General features: G+C 72.9%; 9 protein-coding genes. 4 read left to right on the plus strand and 5 right to left on the minus strand.

The window, feature by feature from the left end; translation table 11 throughout:
• Positions 1-99: 99 nt before the first annotated feature.
• Complete coding sequence (locus M5362_RS19925; RefSeq protein WP_260228987.1) at positions 100-357, plus strand: mycoredoxin; 258 nt, start codon at positions 100-102, stop codon at positions 355-357.
• 202 nt (positions 358-559) lie between these two features.
• Positions 560-1,672 (plus strand): acyltransferase, encoded by a 1,113-nt coding sequence (locus tag M5362_RS19930; protein ID WP_260228988.1) that lies wholly within the window; start codon positions 560-562, stop codon positions 1,670-1,672.
• Between the two features lie 88 nt (positions 1,673-1,760).
• Here M5362_RS19930 and nudC read toward each other — a convergent pair whose 3' ends face one another.
• The 5 genes from nudC to M5362_RS19955 form a co-directional block, all read right to left on the minus strand.
• Complete coding sequence (gene nudC, locus M5362_RS19935; RefSeq protein WP_260228989.1) at positions 1,761-2,708, minus strand: NAD(+) diphosphatase; 948 nt, start codon at positions 2,706-2,708, stop codon at positions 1,761-1,763.
• Positions 2,709-2,743: 35 nt separating this feature from the next.
• Positions 2,744-4,177, minus strand: coding sequence for a dipeptidase (locus M5362_RS19940; protein ID WP_260228990.1), 1,434 nt, complete (start codon positions 4,175-4,177; stop codon positions 2,744-2,746).
• A 10-nt stretch (positions 4,178-4,187) separates the two neighbouring features.
• Positions 4,188-7,622, minus strand: coding sequence for a UvrD-helicase domain-containing protein (locus M5362_RS19945; protein ID WP_260228991.1), 3,435 nt, complete (start codon positions 7,620-7,622; stop codon positions 4,188-4,190).
• Positions 7,623-7,830: 208 nt separating this feature from the next.
• A complete protein-coding gene (locus M5362_RS19950; RefSeq protein ID WP_260228992.1) occupies positions 7,831-11,238 on the minus strand; it encodes an ATP-dependent DNA helicase in 3,408 nt (1,135 codons plus the stop codon).
• 157 nt (positions 11,239-11,395) lie between these two features.
• A complete protein-coding gene (locus tag M5362_RS19955; RefSeq protein ID WP_260228993.1) occupies positions 11,396-11,809 on the minus strand; it encodes an MGMT family protein in 414 nt (137 codons plus the stop codon).
• A gap of 174 nt (positions 11,810-11,983) precedes the next feature.
• Between M5362_RS19955 and M5362_RS19960 the strand changes: the two genes are divergently transcribed.
• Positions 11,984-14,806 carry a lysylphosphatidylglycerol synthase domain-containing protein gene (locus tag M5362_RS19960; protein WP_374214503.1) on the plus strand — a complete coding sequence of 941 codons (2,823 nt, stop codon included), beginning with the start codon at positions 11,984-11,986 and terminating at the stop codon, positions 14,804-14,806.
• A gap of 103 nt (positions 14,807-14,909) precedes the next feature.
• Positions 14,910-16,484, plus strand: a complete 1,575-nt coding sequence (locus M5362_RS19965; RefSeq protein ID WP_260228996.1) for an alpha/beta hydrolase — start codon at positions 14,910-14,912, stop codon at positions 16,482-16,484.
• Positions 16,485-16,546: the final 62 nt, after the last annotated feature.

Below are 16,546 nucleotides of genomic sequence, written 5' to 3' on the forward strand. Positions count from 1 at the left end.
AGCGGTCATACGAATCGGGAATGGCCACGGGATCGCATACGTTCTCCCCTCGGAGCCAACCCGCCCACCCCGATCCGCGAACAAGAGGAGCGCCTGGCCATGCAGGGCACTGTGACGATGTACAGCACCACGTGGTGCGGCTACTGCCGTCGGCTGAAGAGCCAGCTGGACCGCGAGGGCATCGCGTACACGGAGATCAACATCGAGCAGGACCCGGAATCGGCCGCGTACGTGGAGAAGGCCAACGGAGGCAACCAGACGGTGCCGACCGTGCGCGTCCTTCCCACCGCCGGGGGCGGCGAGGTCGTCATGACGAACCCCAGCCTCGCGCAGGTGAAGCAGGCGCTCAGCGCCTGATCGCGAGCGGGTCCCAGAGGCCCCGTGACCGGTTTCCGACCGGTCGCGGGGCCTTTTGCGATGATTCATCCACGCATACCGGACGGGCCTGTTCCCTCGTGAAGAGCGTCACAGTTGCGATCTTTTGTGCTGCCCGTGACGTCGCCCCTATGCTCTCGTCCCGACCGTGATTTGCGGCTGCACATCCAGGTGGGGAAGCCCCGTGCTCAACCAGATAGTCCCTGTTGTCAAGACGCCGCGCGAAGCCACAGTCGCGCCGAGCCTCGCACCGAGCTCCACGAGCAGAAAGCCCGGACGCCTCTACGTCCTCGACGGCCTCCGCCTCAGCGCGGCGGTCATGGTTGTGATGTACCACTACATGGCGGTGGGAGGCTGGCCCAGGCCGGTCGCCCAGATCTTCCCCGAGACCTTCCCCGCGGCCTCGTACGGCTACCTCGGGGTCGAGTTCTTCTTCCTCATCAGCGGCTTCGTCATCTGCATGAGCGCCTGGGGCAGACCCCTGAAGGACTTCTTCGTCTCACGCGTGGTGCGGCTCTATCCCGCGTACTGGTTCGCGGTCATCGCGACCAGCCTCGCCGTTGCGCTGATACCCGGCGGCCGCCGCCATCTGCCCTGGAACGACATCCTCACCAACCTGACGATGCTCCAGGAGCCGCTGGGGGTCGCCTCCGTCGACGCGGTCTACTGGACCCTCTTCGCCGAACTCCGCTTCTACCTGCTCTTCGCCCTGCTCGCCTGGTGGGGACTGACGTACCGCAGGGTGCTGCTCTTCTGCTGCGTCTGGGGCGCGGCCACCATTCTGGTCGCCCCGGCTCCGCCGGGCCCCCTGCGCCTGCTCGTGATGCCCGAGCACAGCTGGTTCTTCATCGCGGGCATGGCGTTCTACCTCATGTACCGCTTCCGCCCGAACCTGATGCTCTTCGGCATCGTCGGAGTCTGCTACTGCGCCTCGCTGGCGCCGACCATCGACAGGTTCAAGCAGCTCACGTTCCTCGGCGACCGGCCGGCCTGGCCCGTCCTCGTCATCCTCGCCGCCTTCTTCGGTGTGATGGCGCTCGTCGCCACCGGGAAGCTCTCCGGCATGCGGTGGAAGTGGCTTCCGATCGCGGGAGCGCTGACCTACCCGCTGTACCTGCTGCACGAGTTCATCGGCTGGGAGTTCTTCCGCTACTTCACCTACGCCACACCGCAGGTCTCGCCGTGGGCGCTGGTCACCGCCGTGTTCCTCGGGATGCTGGTGCTGTCCTACCTGGTGCACCGCCTCGTCGAGCGGCCGCTCGGCCGGTACCTCAAGCGCGGTCTCGCCCGCATCTGACGACCGTGCGAGGAGCCCCCGTCCGGCGGTGCCGGGCGGGGGCTCTTTTCGGCCATGGAAGCCGGTGGGAGTACAGGTACTCCTGTGATCAGACGACGTCGCCCGGCTTCGGGAGCGGCTTGCCGTACCAGAGCTCGATCAGCCGGGAGGCGATCGAGATGCCGTACGGGGGCAGCACCTCGCCGGACTCGAACCCCGCGGCAAGCTCCTCGCGGGAGAACCAGCGGGCCTCGTGGATCTCCTCGCCGTCCACCTCTATCTCCGAGGAGGTGGCGTGCGCGAAGAAGCCCAGCATCAGGCTGGACGGGAAGGGCCAGGGCTGGCTGGCGACGTACTCGACCTCGCCGACCGTGACACCGGCCTCCTCGAAGACCTCGCGCACCACCGACTGCTCGATCGACTCGCCGGGCTCGACGAAGCCCGCCAGGGTCGAGAAACGGCCCTCCGGCCAGTGGACCTGGCGGCCGAGGAGGGCGCGGTCCTGGTCGTCCGTCACCAGCATGATCACGGCCGGGTCGGTCCGCGGGTAGTGCTCGGCGCCACAGGCCTGGCAGCGGCGGATGTGCCCCGCGGCCGCGATCACCGTGCGCTCGCCGCAGCGGGAGCAGAAGCGGTGGAGCCGCTGCCAGTTCTCCAGGGCGACCGCGTGCACCATCAGGCCCGCGTCCCGAGGCGAGAGCAGCAGACCCGCCTCGCGCAGCCCCGCGGGCCTGGCGGACTGGTCGATGCGACCGGGCAGCGCGTCCTTCTGGAGGGCGAAGTAGGAGACACCGTCGTCGTCCGTACCCAGGAAGTAGCGGTGGGTCTCGGTGACCGGGGCCTCGAAGGCCGGGGTCATGACGAGTTCCGTACGGCCGTCGGGGGTGTCGTCGATCAGCACCTGACCGCCCGAGACCACGAAGACGCGGGTCGACGGGTGGCTCCAGGCCGCCGCGAGCCAGGCCTCGTCGAGACGGTGGTGGGCGGCGCGGTCGATGCCGCTCGGCGCGGTGAGCGAGATCGGCCGGTCCGCGAACTGGCTGTTCAAGGTGGACACAGGTACTTCCAACTCCCCCGGATCGTTGTGTGGGTTCATCGCGCGGCGGTGTGCAGGGCGGCGGGCAGGTCGCCCCAGAGGTGGGCCGCCGTCTCGACGCCCTTGAGGAGGAGATCGAGCTCGATCTTCTCGTTGGGGGCGTGCCAGCCGTCGGACGGCACGGAGATGCCGAGGAACAGCACCGGCGCGCCCAGGACGTCCTGGAGGTCGGCGGCGGGGCCCGAGCCGCCCTCGCGGGTGTAGCGGACCTTGGCTCCGTCGAAGGCGCGGCTCATCGCGCCGGCGACCGCCTTGAGGGCCGGGTGGTCCAGCGGCGTGAGGCAGGGCCGGGTCGGGGCGCCGAAGACGATCTCGTACCGGATGCCGGCGGGGACACGGGCGGCGAGCCAGTCCCGTACGGCGAGCTCGATCTTGTCCGGGTCCTGGCCGGCGACCAGCCGGAAGGAGAGCTTCAGCTGGGCGGAGGCGGGGACGATCGTCTTGCCGCCGGGGCCCTGGTAGCCGCCGCCGATGCCGTTGACCTCGGCGGTCGGGCGGGCCCAGACGCGCTCCAGGGTCGAGTGGCCCGCCTCACCGAGGGTGCCGTGGGACTTGGCGGTGGTCAGCCAGGCGGCCTCGTCGAAGGGCAGCTCGGCGACGAGGGCGCGCTCGGCGTCGGAGAGCTCGGTGACGCCCTCGTAGAAGCCGGGGATGGCGACCCGCTCGTCCTCGTCGTGCAGGGCGGCGACCAGGCGTCCGGCGACGGTGGCCGGGTTGGGCACGGCGCCGCCGAAGGAACCGGAGTGGATGTCCTGGTCGGGGCCGAAGAGCGCGATCTCGCAGTCCGCGACGCCGCGCATGCCGGTGCAGACCGTCGGGGTCTCCTCGGACCACATGCCGGTGTCGGAGACGATCACGGCGTCGGCGGCGAGCCGGTCCGCCCGGGCCTCGACGAGGGCCCGGAAGTGCGGCGAGCCGGACTCCTCCTCGCCCTCGACGAGCAGCTTGAGGTTGACGGCGGGCGCGGTGCGGCCGGTCGCGGCGAGGTGGGCACGGACACCGAGGGTGTGGAAGAGGACCTGGCCCTTGTCGTCGGCGGCACCGCGCGCGTACATCCGGCCTTCGGTGACGTGCGGCTCGAAGGGGTCGGTGTGCCAGCCGTCCTCGCGGGCGGCGGGCTGGACGTCGTGGTGCCCGTAGACGAGCACCGTCGGGGCGTCCGGGTCGCCGGAGGGCCACTCGGCGAAGACGGCCGGTGCGCCGTCCGTCTCCCAGACCTCGACCGTGGGGAAGCCCGTCCCGGACAGCTTGTCGGCGAGCCACCGCGCACTGCGCCGGACGTCCTCCGCGTGAGCCGGCTGCGCCGACACGGAGGGGATGCGCAACCAGGCCACGAGGTCGTCGAGGAAGGCGGCGCGGTGCTGCTCGATGTACGCGCGCACTGCCTGGGTACGTACGGTCTGGACGGCGCTGTCCGGGGTCTCGCTCATGCTCCTGAGCCTATCCGGCGCCCGGGGTGCCCCCGCCCAGCAGGATCCCCTCCAGCTCGGCACGGCCGGGGAGTGCGCGGGGGCGGACGACCTCACCCGTACGGACGTAGACGAAGGCCGCGGTGATGTCGTCGGGGTCGAGGCCGTGCTGCTCGGCCCAGGCGAGGCGGTAGACGGCCAGCTGGAGGGGGTCGGCGGTGCGGAGGTGGCTGGTCTTCCAGTCGACGATCTCGTACGCGCCGGTGTCCGGGTCGCGGTAGACGGCGTCGATCCTGCCGCGGACGACCCGGCCCGCGAGGGAGAGGTGGACGGGCACCTCGACGCGGTACGGGGTGCGGTGGGCGTACGGGGTGAGGGCGAAGGCGTCCTTGAGCGCGTCGAGGTCACGCTCGTCGGCGATCTCCGGTTCGCCGGCGAACTCCTCGCCGCCGGGGAGCTCGTCCGGGCCGAGCATGGGGAGCGGGAGCTCCTCGAACCGCGACTCCACCCACGCGTGGAACCGGGTCCCGCGCCGGGCGGCCGGCTGCGGCGGCCGGGGCATGGGGCGGGCCAGGTCCTGGGCGAAGCCGTCGGGGTCGGCGGCGAGGCGGAGGACCTGGGAGGCGGAGAGGTAGGCGGGCAGGAGGACGTCGCGGGTGGTGGCGCGGGCGCGCCGCAGTTCGGTGGTGAGAGCGGTGAGGTCGCGGTCCCAGGACGCGATCGTCTTCCTGTCCTCGGGGGTGAGGTCGTCCTGGGGGGCCCGCGGGGCGGGGAGCTCGTCGGCCAGGGGCGCGTCGGCGAGAGGCGCGTCGGCCGGGGGCTCGTCGGCCGGGGGTTCGTCGGCCCACGGGGGCTCGTCGTCCCAGAGAGGTTCCTCGTCGGGCCAGAGGTCCTCGGGGTCCTGGGGTGCGGGACCTTGTGCGGGCAGCGCGTCCGTGGCGTCGTGCGCCGTCGTTCCGCCCCGCGCCGCGACGGCCCACAAGGCCGCTTCGACCGCGGCCGCCGCCCTGCGGCGCCGTACGAACGACTCGGGGTCCAGTGGAAGTGGCCAGGCCTCGTCCGGGCGGTTGTCGTCGAGGGACGGGTTCTCCGTGCCCTTCTCCGGTTCGTCCGCCCAGGCCTCGATCTCGCCGAACCCGGCCGCACAGTGGTCGTACAGGGCGTGGAGGAAGTCCGAGGGGCCTCGGGGCTTCTTCTGGGCCGGTCCCCACCAGTGGGCGGAGCCGAGGAGGAGGGAGCGGGGGCGGGTGAGCGTCACGTAGCCGAGGCGGAGCTCCTCGGTGTGCTGGTGGTCGCGCATCTCCTCCTTGAACGCCTTCAGGGAGGCCGCGTCCCAGGTGCCGATCTCCGGCAGGGTCGCGGCGTCGCCGCGCAGGGCGTGCGGCAGCACCTGTGGCTGGGAGGTCCACGACTCGCGTGACCTGGTGCTGGGGAACTGGGCGGAGACCAGGCCGGGGACCGCCACGACGTCCCACTCCAGGCCCTTGGACTTGTGTGCCGTGAGGACCTTGACCGTGTTCTCGCCGCCCGGAAGCGCGTTGTCGAGGCCCTTCTCGTACTGCGCGGCGGTGCGCAGGAAGCCGAGGAAGGCCAGCAGCGTCGCCTCGCCGTCCAGGGAGGCGAAACCGGCCGCGATGTCGAGGAAGTTCGACAGGGTCTCGCGGCGCCTGGCGGCGAGCGCGCGCGGGGAGGCGGAGAGCTCGACCTCCAGGCCCGTGGTGGCGAGGACCCGGTGGAGGACGTCCATGAGGGGGTCGGCGAGCGAGGAGCGCAGGGACCGCAGCTCGGCGGCGAGCCGGGCGAAGCGGACGCGGGCCTCCGCCGAGAACGGCAGGCCGTCGTCCTCCCCGCCGGAGTCGAGGAAGGTGTCGAGCGCGTCGGCGAGCGAGACGACCTCGGCCGGGTCGACGCCCTCGACGGCCGCCGCGAGCCGCTGGTCGGTGTCGGCGGCGTCGTCGTCCCCGCCCCGCTCCCGGTGGACGAGCAGCCGGGCACGGCGGCCCAGGAGGGCCAGGTCGCGGGGGCCGATGCGCCAGCGGGGGCCGGTCAGAAGGCGCACCAGGGAGGCGTTGGCCCCGGGATCCTGGAGGACCTCGCAGACGGCGACCAGGTCGGCGATCTCGGGGAGGTGGAGCAGCCCCGAGAGGCCGACGACCTCGACGGGTACGTCACGGGCGACCAGCGCGGCCTGGATGGCGGGGAAGTCGGTCGCGGTCCTGCACAGGACAGCGATCTCGCCGGGTTCCTTGCCCGTACGGACCAGGTGGGCGAGGGAGTCGGCGAGCCAGTCGATCTCCTCGGCGTGGGTGGGGAGGAGGGCGATCCGTACCGAGCCGTCGCGCTCCGCGCCGGGCGCGGGGCGCAGCGCCTCCACGCCCGCGTGCATGGCCCGCAGGGGCGTGGCGAGGCCGTTGGCGAGGTCGAGGAGGCGGCCGCCGCTGCGCCGGTTCTCGGAGAGCGCGTGGCGGGTGGCGGGACGGCCGTCCTCGTACGGGAAGTGGGCGGGGAAGTCGTCCAGGTTGGCGACGGAGGCGCCGCGCCAGCCGTAGATGGCCTGGCAGGGGTCGCCGACCGCGGTCACGGCGTGCCCGGTGCCCCCGCCGAACAGTCCGGAGAGCAGCAGCCGCTGGGCGACGGACGTGTCCTGGTACTCGTCGAGCAGCACCACGCGGAACTCGTCGCGCAGGATCGCGCCGACCTCCGGGCGCGTGGTGGCGAGCTCGGCGGAGAGCGCGATCTGGTCGCCGAAGTCGAGCAGGTCGCGGGAGCGCTTGGCGGCGCGGTAGCGGACCACGAGGTCGAGCAGTTCGCGGCGGGAGGTAGCCGTCTCGGGGACCTTGCGCAGGTCGGCGTTGGTGAGCTTGGCCCGGGAGAGCGCGTCGAGGAGCTCGGAGTCGTACGCCCTCAGCTCCTCGGGCCGTACGAGGTGTTCGGCGAGCTCGGCGTCGAGGGCGAGGAGGTCGCTGACGAGGGTCGGGAAGGACTTGGTGAGCGCCGGGTACGGTCCGGGCGCCTCGCGCAGCACGCGCGCGGCGAGCTGGTAGCGGGTGGCGTCGGCGAGGAGCCGGGAGGTGGGCTCCAGGCCGATGCGCAGGCCGTGGTCGGTCAGCAGCTGTCCGGCGAAGGCGTGGTACGTGGAGATGCGGGGCTCGCCCGGGGGGTTCTCCGGGTCGATGACGTCGGGGTCCGTCACGCCGGCCCGGACGAGGGCGGTGCGGACGCGTTCGGCGAGCTCGCCGGCGGCCTTGTTGGTGAACGTCAGGCCGAGGACCTGTTCGGGCGCGACCTGGCCCGTGCCGACCAGCCAGACCACCCGGGCGGCCATCACCGTCGTCTTGCCGGAACCGGCTCCGGCCACGATGACCTGCGGGGCGGGCGGCGCGATGATGCAGGCCGTCTGCTCCGGGGTGAACGGGATGCCGAGGAGCTCCTTGAGCTGCTCGGGGTCGGTGATGCGTGCGGTCACCCCAAAGAGGCTAACGGGGACCACCGACAGCGCCGACCATCGCGACCCGCGGGCGACCATCGCCGTCCGCGGGCGACCATCGCCGTCCGTGGGCGGTCTCACGCGCGCGTGGGCCGTACGGGCCGCGGGCGGTCCCACGCGCGCGTGCCCGGGTCCGGCCTGGTGGGGTCCACCGTCTCGTCCGCGGGCGGTACGAAGAAGGCGCGCGTCACTCCACGATGTGGCGGCCCTCCGGCTGGGCGCTGCACGACGACCGGAAGGTGCAGTGGGTGCAGTGCTGGCCGGTGGTGGGGGTGAAGCGCTCGTCGAGGACCCTGCCTGCCGCGGTGGCCAACAGGTCGCCGACCCACTCCCCCGCCAGGGGTTCCTGGGCCTGCACCTTCGGGAGCGCGTCCCCGCCCTCCTTCTTCGGGGCGGGCTGGCGCAGCTGGACGAGTTCGGCGCCGCCGGGGTCGGGGCGCCGGCCGTCGAAGACCTCGTCCAGGGCTCCTTCGCGTACCGCGAGCTGGTAGACGGCGAGCTGGGGATGGTGCGCGACCTCGTCCTTGGTGGGCGCGGACTTGCCGGTCTTGAAGTCGACGACGTACGCGCGGCCGTGCTCGTCGGTCTCCACGCGGTCCATGGAGCCGCGGATCCGTACCTCGTACGCCCCGGCTTCGAGGGTCACGTCGAAGTCGTGCTCGGTGGCTGCGGGGGTGCGCCCGCCACGGTCCATGACGTGCCAGCGCAGGAAGCGTTCGAGCGCCACGCGCGCGTGCTCCTTCTCCTGCGCGGACTTCCAGGGGGCCTCGAAGGCGAGCGCGTCCCAGACCGAGTCGAGGCGCGCCATGAGGACGTCGAGGTCGGCGGGGGTGCGGCCGGAGGCGACCTCGTCGGCGAGGACGTGGACGACGTTGCCGAAGCCCTGGGCGGCGGTGGCCGGGGCGGCGGCCTTGACCTCGCGGCCGAGGAACCACTGGAGCGCGCAGGTGTTGGCGAGCTGGTCGAGCGCCGATCCGGAGAGGGCGACGGGGTGGTCCCGGTCGCGGAGCGGTACCCGGCTGCGGGTGGGCTCGAACAGGCCCCACCAGCGGTCCGGGTGGGCGGCCGGCACGAGCGGCTGGCCCTCGTCGTCGGTGAGCGCGGCGAGCTGGGCGAGGCGCTGTGCGGCGGCGTCGCGGAGCGCGTCGGAGGCGGCCGGGTCGACGGTGGTGGCGCGCAGTTCGGCGACGAGCGCGGCCACGGCGAGGGGGCGGCGGGGACGGCCGGAGACGTCCTTGGGCGTGGTGCCCAGTTCGGTCAGGAAGCGGGAGGGCTGGTCGCCGTCGTCGGCGGGGGTCTTCACGGCGGTGACGACGAGCCGGTCGCGGGCGCGGGTGGCGGCGACGTAGAAGAGGCGGCGCTCCTCGGCGAGGAGGGCGCCGGGGGTGAGGGGTTCGGCGAGGCCGTCGCGGCCGATGCGGTCGGCCTCCAGGAGGGAACCGCGGCGGCGCAGGTCGGGCCAGAGGCCCTCCTGGACGCCGGCGACGACGACGAGGCTCCATTCGAGGCCCTTGGAGCGGTGGGCGGTCATGAGGCGGACTGCGTCGGGGCGGGACTGGCGCTTGGAGAGGGTGTCGGCGGCGATGTCCTGGGCGTCGAGCTCTTCGAGGAAGTTCAGGGCGCCGCGGCCGCCGACGCGGTCCTCGGCGCGGGCGGCGGTCTCGAAGAGGGCGCAGACGGCGTCGAGGTCACGGTCGGCGTTGCGGCCCGCCGCGCCGCCGCGGAGCGCGGCGCGCTCCAGCCGGCCGGGCCAGGGGGTGCCGTTCCAGAGCAGCCAGAGGGCCTCTTCGGCGGTGCCGCCGGCGGCGAGGCGGTTGCGGGCCTGCCGGAGCAGTTCGCCGAGCCGCCTGGCGCCACGGGCGTACGACTGGTCGTGCGCGACGAGCCGCTCGGGCTCGGCGAGCGCGCGGGCGAGCAGGACGTCGGAGGGCGGCGGCACCTTGTTGCCGCCGGCCCGCTCCTCGTCCCGCAGGGCGCGCCCGAGCCGCCGCAGATCGGCCGGGTCCATGGCCGCGAGGGGCGAGGCGAGGAGGGAGAGCGCGGTCTCGGTGTCGAGCAGGTCGGCGCCGACCGGGGCGGTCTCGGTGTCGAGCAGGTCGGCGCCGACCGGGGCGGTCTCGGTGGCGGACTGCTGCCCGCCCCCTTCGGGGCCGGCGGCCTCCGTCACGTCGTCCGTCGCCGCATCCCCCGCCCCGTCCGTCACGTGCCTCCCGTCCGTCACGTGCCCGGCCGGTGTCGCTGCCGTGCGGAGGGCCAGGAGCAGGGGGGCGACCGCCGGTTCGTGGCGGAGCGGAGTGTCGGCCGTGTCGGTCTCCAGGGGGACACCGGCGGAGGTGAGGGCGCGGCGGAGTGCGGGGACGGAGGTCGTCGCGCGGACCAGGACCGCCATGTCGTGCCAGGGGACGCCGTCCTCCAGATGCGCCCGGCGCAGGAGGTCGGCGATGTTGTCGGACTCCGTGGAGGCGGTGGGGTACGTGAAGACCTCCAGCCGGCCCCCGTCGCGCACCGCCGCCAGGTCGCGGTGCGCACGGACCTTGTCGGCGGGCAGCCGTGGCAACGGCATGCGCCGGGTGAGTTCGCGGGTCGCGCGCAGCAGCTCCGCGCCCGAGCGCCGGGAGCGCGTCAGGACCCGGACCTGCGCCGGCCGCCCGTCCGGGCCCGCGAACGTGTCGGGGAAGTCGAGGATGCCGTTCACGTCGGCGCCCCGGAACGCGTAGATCGACTGGTCCGGGTCGCCGAAGGCGACCACCGTCCTCCCGCCCCCCGCCAGCGCCCGCAGCAGCCGCACCTGGGCCGGGTCCGTGTCCTGGTACTCGTCCACGAAGACCGCGTCGTAGTCGGGCAGCGTCGTCCGCTCCGAGAGCAGCACCGCCCGGTGCACCAGCTCCGTGTAGTCGAGCACCCCCTGGAGGTCCAGGACGTCCAGGTACTCCGCCAGGAAGCCGGCCGCCGCCTTCCAGTCCGGCCGCCCCACCCGCTGGGCGAACTCCGCCAGCGACCGCGGCCCGAGGCCCAGCTCACGGGAGCGCGCGAGGACGGCCCGTACCTCGTCGGCGAAACCACGCGTGGTCAGGCAGGCCCTCAGCTCGTCGGGCCACCGGATCATGCCGGCCAGCCCCGACTTCTCCAGGTCGAGCTGGCCCGCGAGAAGCTCCCGTACGAAGAGGTCCTGCTCGGGTCCGGAGAGCAGCCGCAGCGGCTCCGCGAAGAGCTCCGCGTCCTGGTGCGCGCGGATCAGGGCGTAGCAGTACGAGTGGAAGGTGGTCGCCTGCGGCGGCCGTGAGCCCCCCAGACGCGTCGCCATCCGGTCGCGCAGCTCCACCGCGGCCTTGCGGCTGAAGGTGAGGACGAGGATGCGCTCCGGGTCCGCGCCCTTGTCGATCCGGGCGGCGACCGCCTCCACCAGCGTCGTCGTCTTGCCGGTGCCAGGGCCCGCCAGCACGAGAAGCGGTCCGCCCGCGTGGTCAACCACTTCCCGCTGCGTTGCGTCAAGGACAGGGGGATCCACCCGCTCCGGGGCGGTACGCACCAGTCGGTACGCGCCCGTGGTCCGCCCCTGGTACGGCGTACGCCGGGTGGTGGAGGAGGAACTCACGTGGATCGACCGGTCCTGAGCGAAGTGGTGGAGAGGCGGAGAGGTGTACGGGGCGAACGACGACGTTACGGGATACGGAGGGCAACGGTGCCGTACTCCGTACGGGCCTCCGTACCGTCATCGGGCCGCCCGGCCCGTCCGGCCATGGGCGAAGCTGTCACGTGTGAGTTCCCGCACGCGGCTCCCGGCCCGCGCCGACCGCGCCGACCGCGCCGCTCTCCCCGTGCGCGCCGCCCGTGCCGTCCCACCGCGCCCGCCGCATGTCGAGCTTCGGCACATGCCCCTCGGCGGCGCGTCCGGCCTCGCGCAGCGGGGTGCCCTCGTCCCGGTAGTGGCCGAGGGCACGCAGCTCGTGGCCCGGCAGCAGCGTGCCGTCCGCCCGCACCACACGCCACCACGGCACCGCCCCGCCGTACAGGGCCATCGCCCGGCCGACCTGGCGCGGCCCGCCCTCGCCGAGCCATTCGGCCACGTCTCCGTACGTCATCACGCGGCCCGGCGGGATCAGCTCCGCGACTTCGAGAACCCGCTCCGCGTACTCCGGAAGCTCCTCCACGCTCATCCGCCCCATCCTGCCTCACCCCACCGACAACGCCCTGTTGCCTCCGTCGGCCCCCGCTTCATGCCACCATCGTCCGGGCGGTGACTGGTGATACGAGATCAAGAGCGACAAGACGAACAAGAAGAACAACAATTCGTACAAGGCGACGAACGTACGGTACGTACGACACGGGCAGAGATGGACATGGTGATGGGGCACGACGCTCAGCCTCCTGAGGAGGAGGCGCGCCCCGGCACGCCCGCCCACGGCACACCCGCCCCGCAGAGCGCCCCCGAGAGCGTCCCCGAGAGCCCCCCGGAGAGCACCCCCGAGCCCGTTCCCGGCGGCCGCCACGGTCACGGTCACGGCCCGTCCCCCGAGCTCCTCCCGGACACCGTCCCCGAGGGCGAGCCCAGCGAGCGCGTCTCGCAGGACGAGCCCCTGCTCGCGGCCCGGGTGCACCGGCCCTCCGACCTGATGCGCCTGCTCATCGGCGTCGTCGCGATCGCCCTGGTCATCGCCATCGCCGCGTTCGCCCACGGCACGACCTCCGGCCTGGAGGAGGACATCAACAAGGGCGCGGGCGGCGCCCCCGACGTCTTCGTCAAGATCGCCGGTCTTGTCTCCAGCATCGCCGTGCTGCTCGTGCCGGTCGCCTTCGCCATCGAGCGGCTGATCAAACGGGACGGACTGCGGATCGCCGACGGCGTCCTCGCCGCCGTACTCGCCCACGGCGTCACCCTCGCCACCGACCTCTGGGTCGCCCAGGCCGCGCCCGGCACCATCCAGGACGCGCTGACCCAGGCCGCCACCGGGGGCGGCCTCACCGACCCGGTGCACAACTACCTCGCGCCGGTCATCGCGTACATGACCGCCGTCGGCATGGCCCGCCGGCCGCGCTGGCGGGTGAGCCTGTGGGCGGTGCTGCTGCTCGACGCGTTCACGATGCTCGTCGCCGGGTACACCACCGCGTTCTCGATCATCCTGACCGTGCTGATCGGCTGGACCGTCGCGTACGGAACGCTGTACGCCGTCGGCTCCCCCAACGTCCGGCCCACCGGCCAGACCCTCCTCGCCGGTCTGCGCCGGGTCGGCTTCCGGCCGGTCACGGCGCTGCGCGCGGAGGGTGCGGGCGTGCCCGACGCCGCCGACAGCGGGGACCGCGGACGCCGGTACATCGTCACCCTGGAGGAGGGGCCACCGCTCGACGTCACGGTCGTGGACCGCGAACAGCAGGCGCACGGCTTCTTCTACCGCGCGTGGCGCCGGCTGACCCTGCGGGCCATCACCACCCGCCGCTCCATCGTCTCGTTGCGCCAGGCCCTGGAGCAGGAGGCGCTGCTCGCGTACGCGGCGATCGCCGCCGGAGCCAACGCGCCGAAGCTGATCGCCACCTCCGAGCTCGGTCCGGACGCCGTGATGCTCGTCTACGAGCACCTGGGCGGCCGGACCCTGGACTCCCTGGACGACGACGACATCACCGACGAGCTGGTGCGCAGCGCCTGGCGGCAGGTGCGCGCGCTCCAGTCGCGCCGCATCGCGCACCGCAGGCTCACGGGTGACGCGATTCTGGTGGATCGTTCCGGCAAGGTCATCCTGACGGACCTCCGCGGCGGTGAGATCGCCGCGGGCGACCTGGTCCTGCGGATGGACATCGCCCAGCTGCTCACCACCCTCGGTCTGCGGGTGGGCGCCGAGCGTGCGGTGGCCGGTGCCGTGGACGTGCTCGGCCCGGACGCCATCGCCGACTGTCTCCCGCTCCTCCAGCCGATCGCGCTGAGCCGCTCCACGCGCGCGACGCTCAGACGACTGGCCCGCGAGCGCTCCAAGCGGGAGCGCGAGGCCGTCCTCGAAGCGTCCGAGGCGGCGAAGCGGGCCCGGGTGGAGGCCGCGGCTGCCGAGCCGCCGGCCGCCACCACCGCCGAGGTCAAGGCCGAACGCAGGTCCGACCGGAAGCTGGAGAAGGCGGAGAAGCAGGCCGAGAAGCGGGCCATCGACGAGGCGCTCGACGATGCCCGCGAGGAGGACCTGCTGGCGCAGATCCGCCGCCAGGTGCTGCTGATCCGGCCGCAGGCGCCGGTCGAGCCGGTCCGTCTGGAGCGGATCAAGCCGCGCACGCTCATCAGTCTCATCGCCGGCGCCGTCGCCGCGTACTTCCTGCTGTCGCAGATCGCCCGGACCCCGCTGTCCACGATCAGCTCGGCCGACTGGCGGTGGGTGGCGGCGGCCGTGCTGTTCTCGGCGCTGAGCTACATCGCCGCCGCGATGAGCCTGCTCGGTTTCGTACCGGAGCGGGTCGGGTTCTGGCGGACGGTGGTCGCTCAGGTGGCCGGGTCGTTCGTGAAGATCGTCGCCCCGGCGGCGGTCGGCGGTGTCGCGCTGAACACCCGGTTCCTCCAGCGCTCGGGGGTGCGGCCGGGGCTCGCGGTGGCGAGCGTCGGCGCGTCGCAGCTCTTCGGGCTCGGGGCGCACATCCTGCTGCTGCTCTCCTTCGGCTATCTGACGGGTACGGAGAAGTCGCAGTCGTTCACCCCGTCGAGGACGGTCATCGCCGGTCTGCTGACGGTGGCGGTGCTGGTGCTGGTGGTCACGGCGATCCCGTTCATGCGGAAGTTCGTGTCGACGCGGCTGCGGTCGCTCTTCGCGGGTGTCGTGCCGCGCATGCTGGACGTGCTCCAGCGGCCGCTGAAGCTCCTCACGGGCATCGGCGGGATGCTGCTCCTGACCGGCCTGTTCGTGCTCTGCCTGGACGCCTCGATCCGCGCGTTCGGGCACGACAGCCAGGGACTCAGCTACGCCAGCGTGGCCGTCGTCTTCCTCGCGGGCAACGCGCTCGGCTCGGCGGCGCCGACGCCCGGCGGCGTGGGCGCGGTCGAGACCGCGCTGACCCTCGGTCTGGTCGCGGTCGGCCTCCCCATCGAGGTCGCGACCCCGGCGGTCCTGCTGTACCGGCTCCTGACGCTGTGGCTGCCGGTGCTGCCGGGCTGGCTCTGCTTCAACTGGCTGACGAAACGCGGCGCGCTCTAGCCTTCTCCGGCGAGCGGCGGCCGCGGAGTCGGGGCGCACCGGGGAACACCCGTGTGGCGGTTCCGCTCGCGCGGGGGCGGGGGGTTCGGACCAGGATGGCTCTATGCCGATCTCCGCCGCGCAGCGCGCCGCCCTGCTGACCGCGACCACCGTGCTGCTCGCCGCCGGAGTCACCGGATGCTCGGACAGCGGTGACGGCGACACCGCCTCCGACGCGCCCACGGATCTCACCGGGCTCACCGCGCAGACGCTGGACTGGGCGCCCTGTCCGCCCCCGTCCGCCGCCGAGGGCGGCGGCCCGGCGCCCTCCCCGCTGCCCGGCGGCACCCCCTGGCAGTGCTCCTTCATGGACGCGCCGCTCGACTACGCCAAGCCCGACGGCGAGACCATCGAACTGGCCCTGATCCGCGCCCCCGCTCGCGACCGGGCCAACCGGATCGGCTCCATGATCTACAACTTCGGCGGCCCCGGCGGCTCCGGCGTCACCGGTCTGCCGTCCTTCGCCCCGGACTACGAGAAGCTCCGCTCCCGCTACGACCTGGTCTCCTTCGACCCCCGGGGCGTCGGCCGCAGCGAGCCCGTCGAGTGTCTGAGCGACAAGGAGCTGGACGACTACTACGCCCTGGACTTCACCCCGGACGACGCCGCCGAGGAGCGGACCCTCTCCGACGCGCAGAAGGACTACGCCGCCGGCTGCGAGCGCGAGGCCGGCACGATGCTCCCCCACGTCGGCACCGAGAACGCCGCCCGGGACCTCGACCTGATGCGCCAGGTCCTCGGCGACGACAAGCTCCACTACTTCGGCATCTCGTACGGCACGGAACTGGGCGGCGTGTACGCCCACATGTTCCCCAAGAACGTCGGCCGCGCCCTCTTCGACGCCGTCGTCGACCCGAACTCCGGTACCGAGGCGGGCGCCCTCGGCCAGGCCAGGGGGTTCCAGCTCGCCCTCGACAACTTCGCGAAGGACTGCGTGGACCGCGGCGACGAGTGCACCCTGCCCGGCTCGACGGTCGCCGAGATCGAGGGGTTCATCCTCGACCTCCTCGCCGAGCTCGACAAGAAGCCGATCCCCGGGATCGGGGACCGCAAGCTCACCCAGACGCAGGCCACCAACGGCATCGCGCAGTCGCTGTACTCCAAGGAGTTCTGGCAGTACCTGGAGCAGGGCCTGGACGCGGCCGACGGCGGCGACGGCGCGCTGCTGCTCGCCCTCTCGGACTCCATGAACGGGCGGGACCAGAACGGCAGCTACAGCAACATCCAGGCGGCGAACGCGGCCATCAACTGCGTGGACTTCAAGGAGCGCTACACCCTCGGCCAGGCCAAGGAACGGCTCCCGGAGTTCCGCAAGGCCTCCGCGGTCTTCGGGAACTACATGGGCTGGGCCTTGTCGAGCTGCTCCCAGTGGCCGGTCCCGGGCACCTGGGAGCACCCGGACGTCTCCGCGCCCGGCTCCGCCCCGATCCTGGTCCTCGGCACGACGGGCGACCCGGCGACGCCGTACGAGGGCACCAGGGCGATGGTGGAGGCGCTGGGCAAGGGGGTCGGCGTGGAGCTGACGTACGAGGGCGAGGGCCACGGCGCGTACAACGGCGGCAACGCGTGCGTGCAGAACACCGTCAACGCCTACTTCCTGGACGGGAAGGTGCCGGCCTCAGGGACCGTCTGCAAGTAGCCCCGCACCGGCGCCTAGGATGGCGGTTTTCCGGTACGGATCACGGGGGTTCACTTGTCCAT

This window comes from Streptomyces sp. Je 1-79, from assembly GCF_025195125.1.
GTDB lineage: Bacteria > Actinomycetota > Actinomycetes > Streptomycetales > Streptomycetaceae > Streptomyces.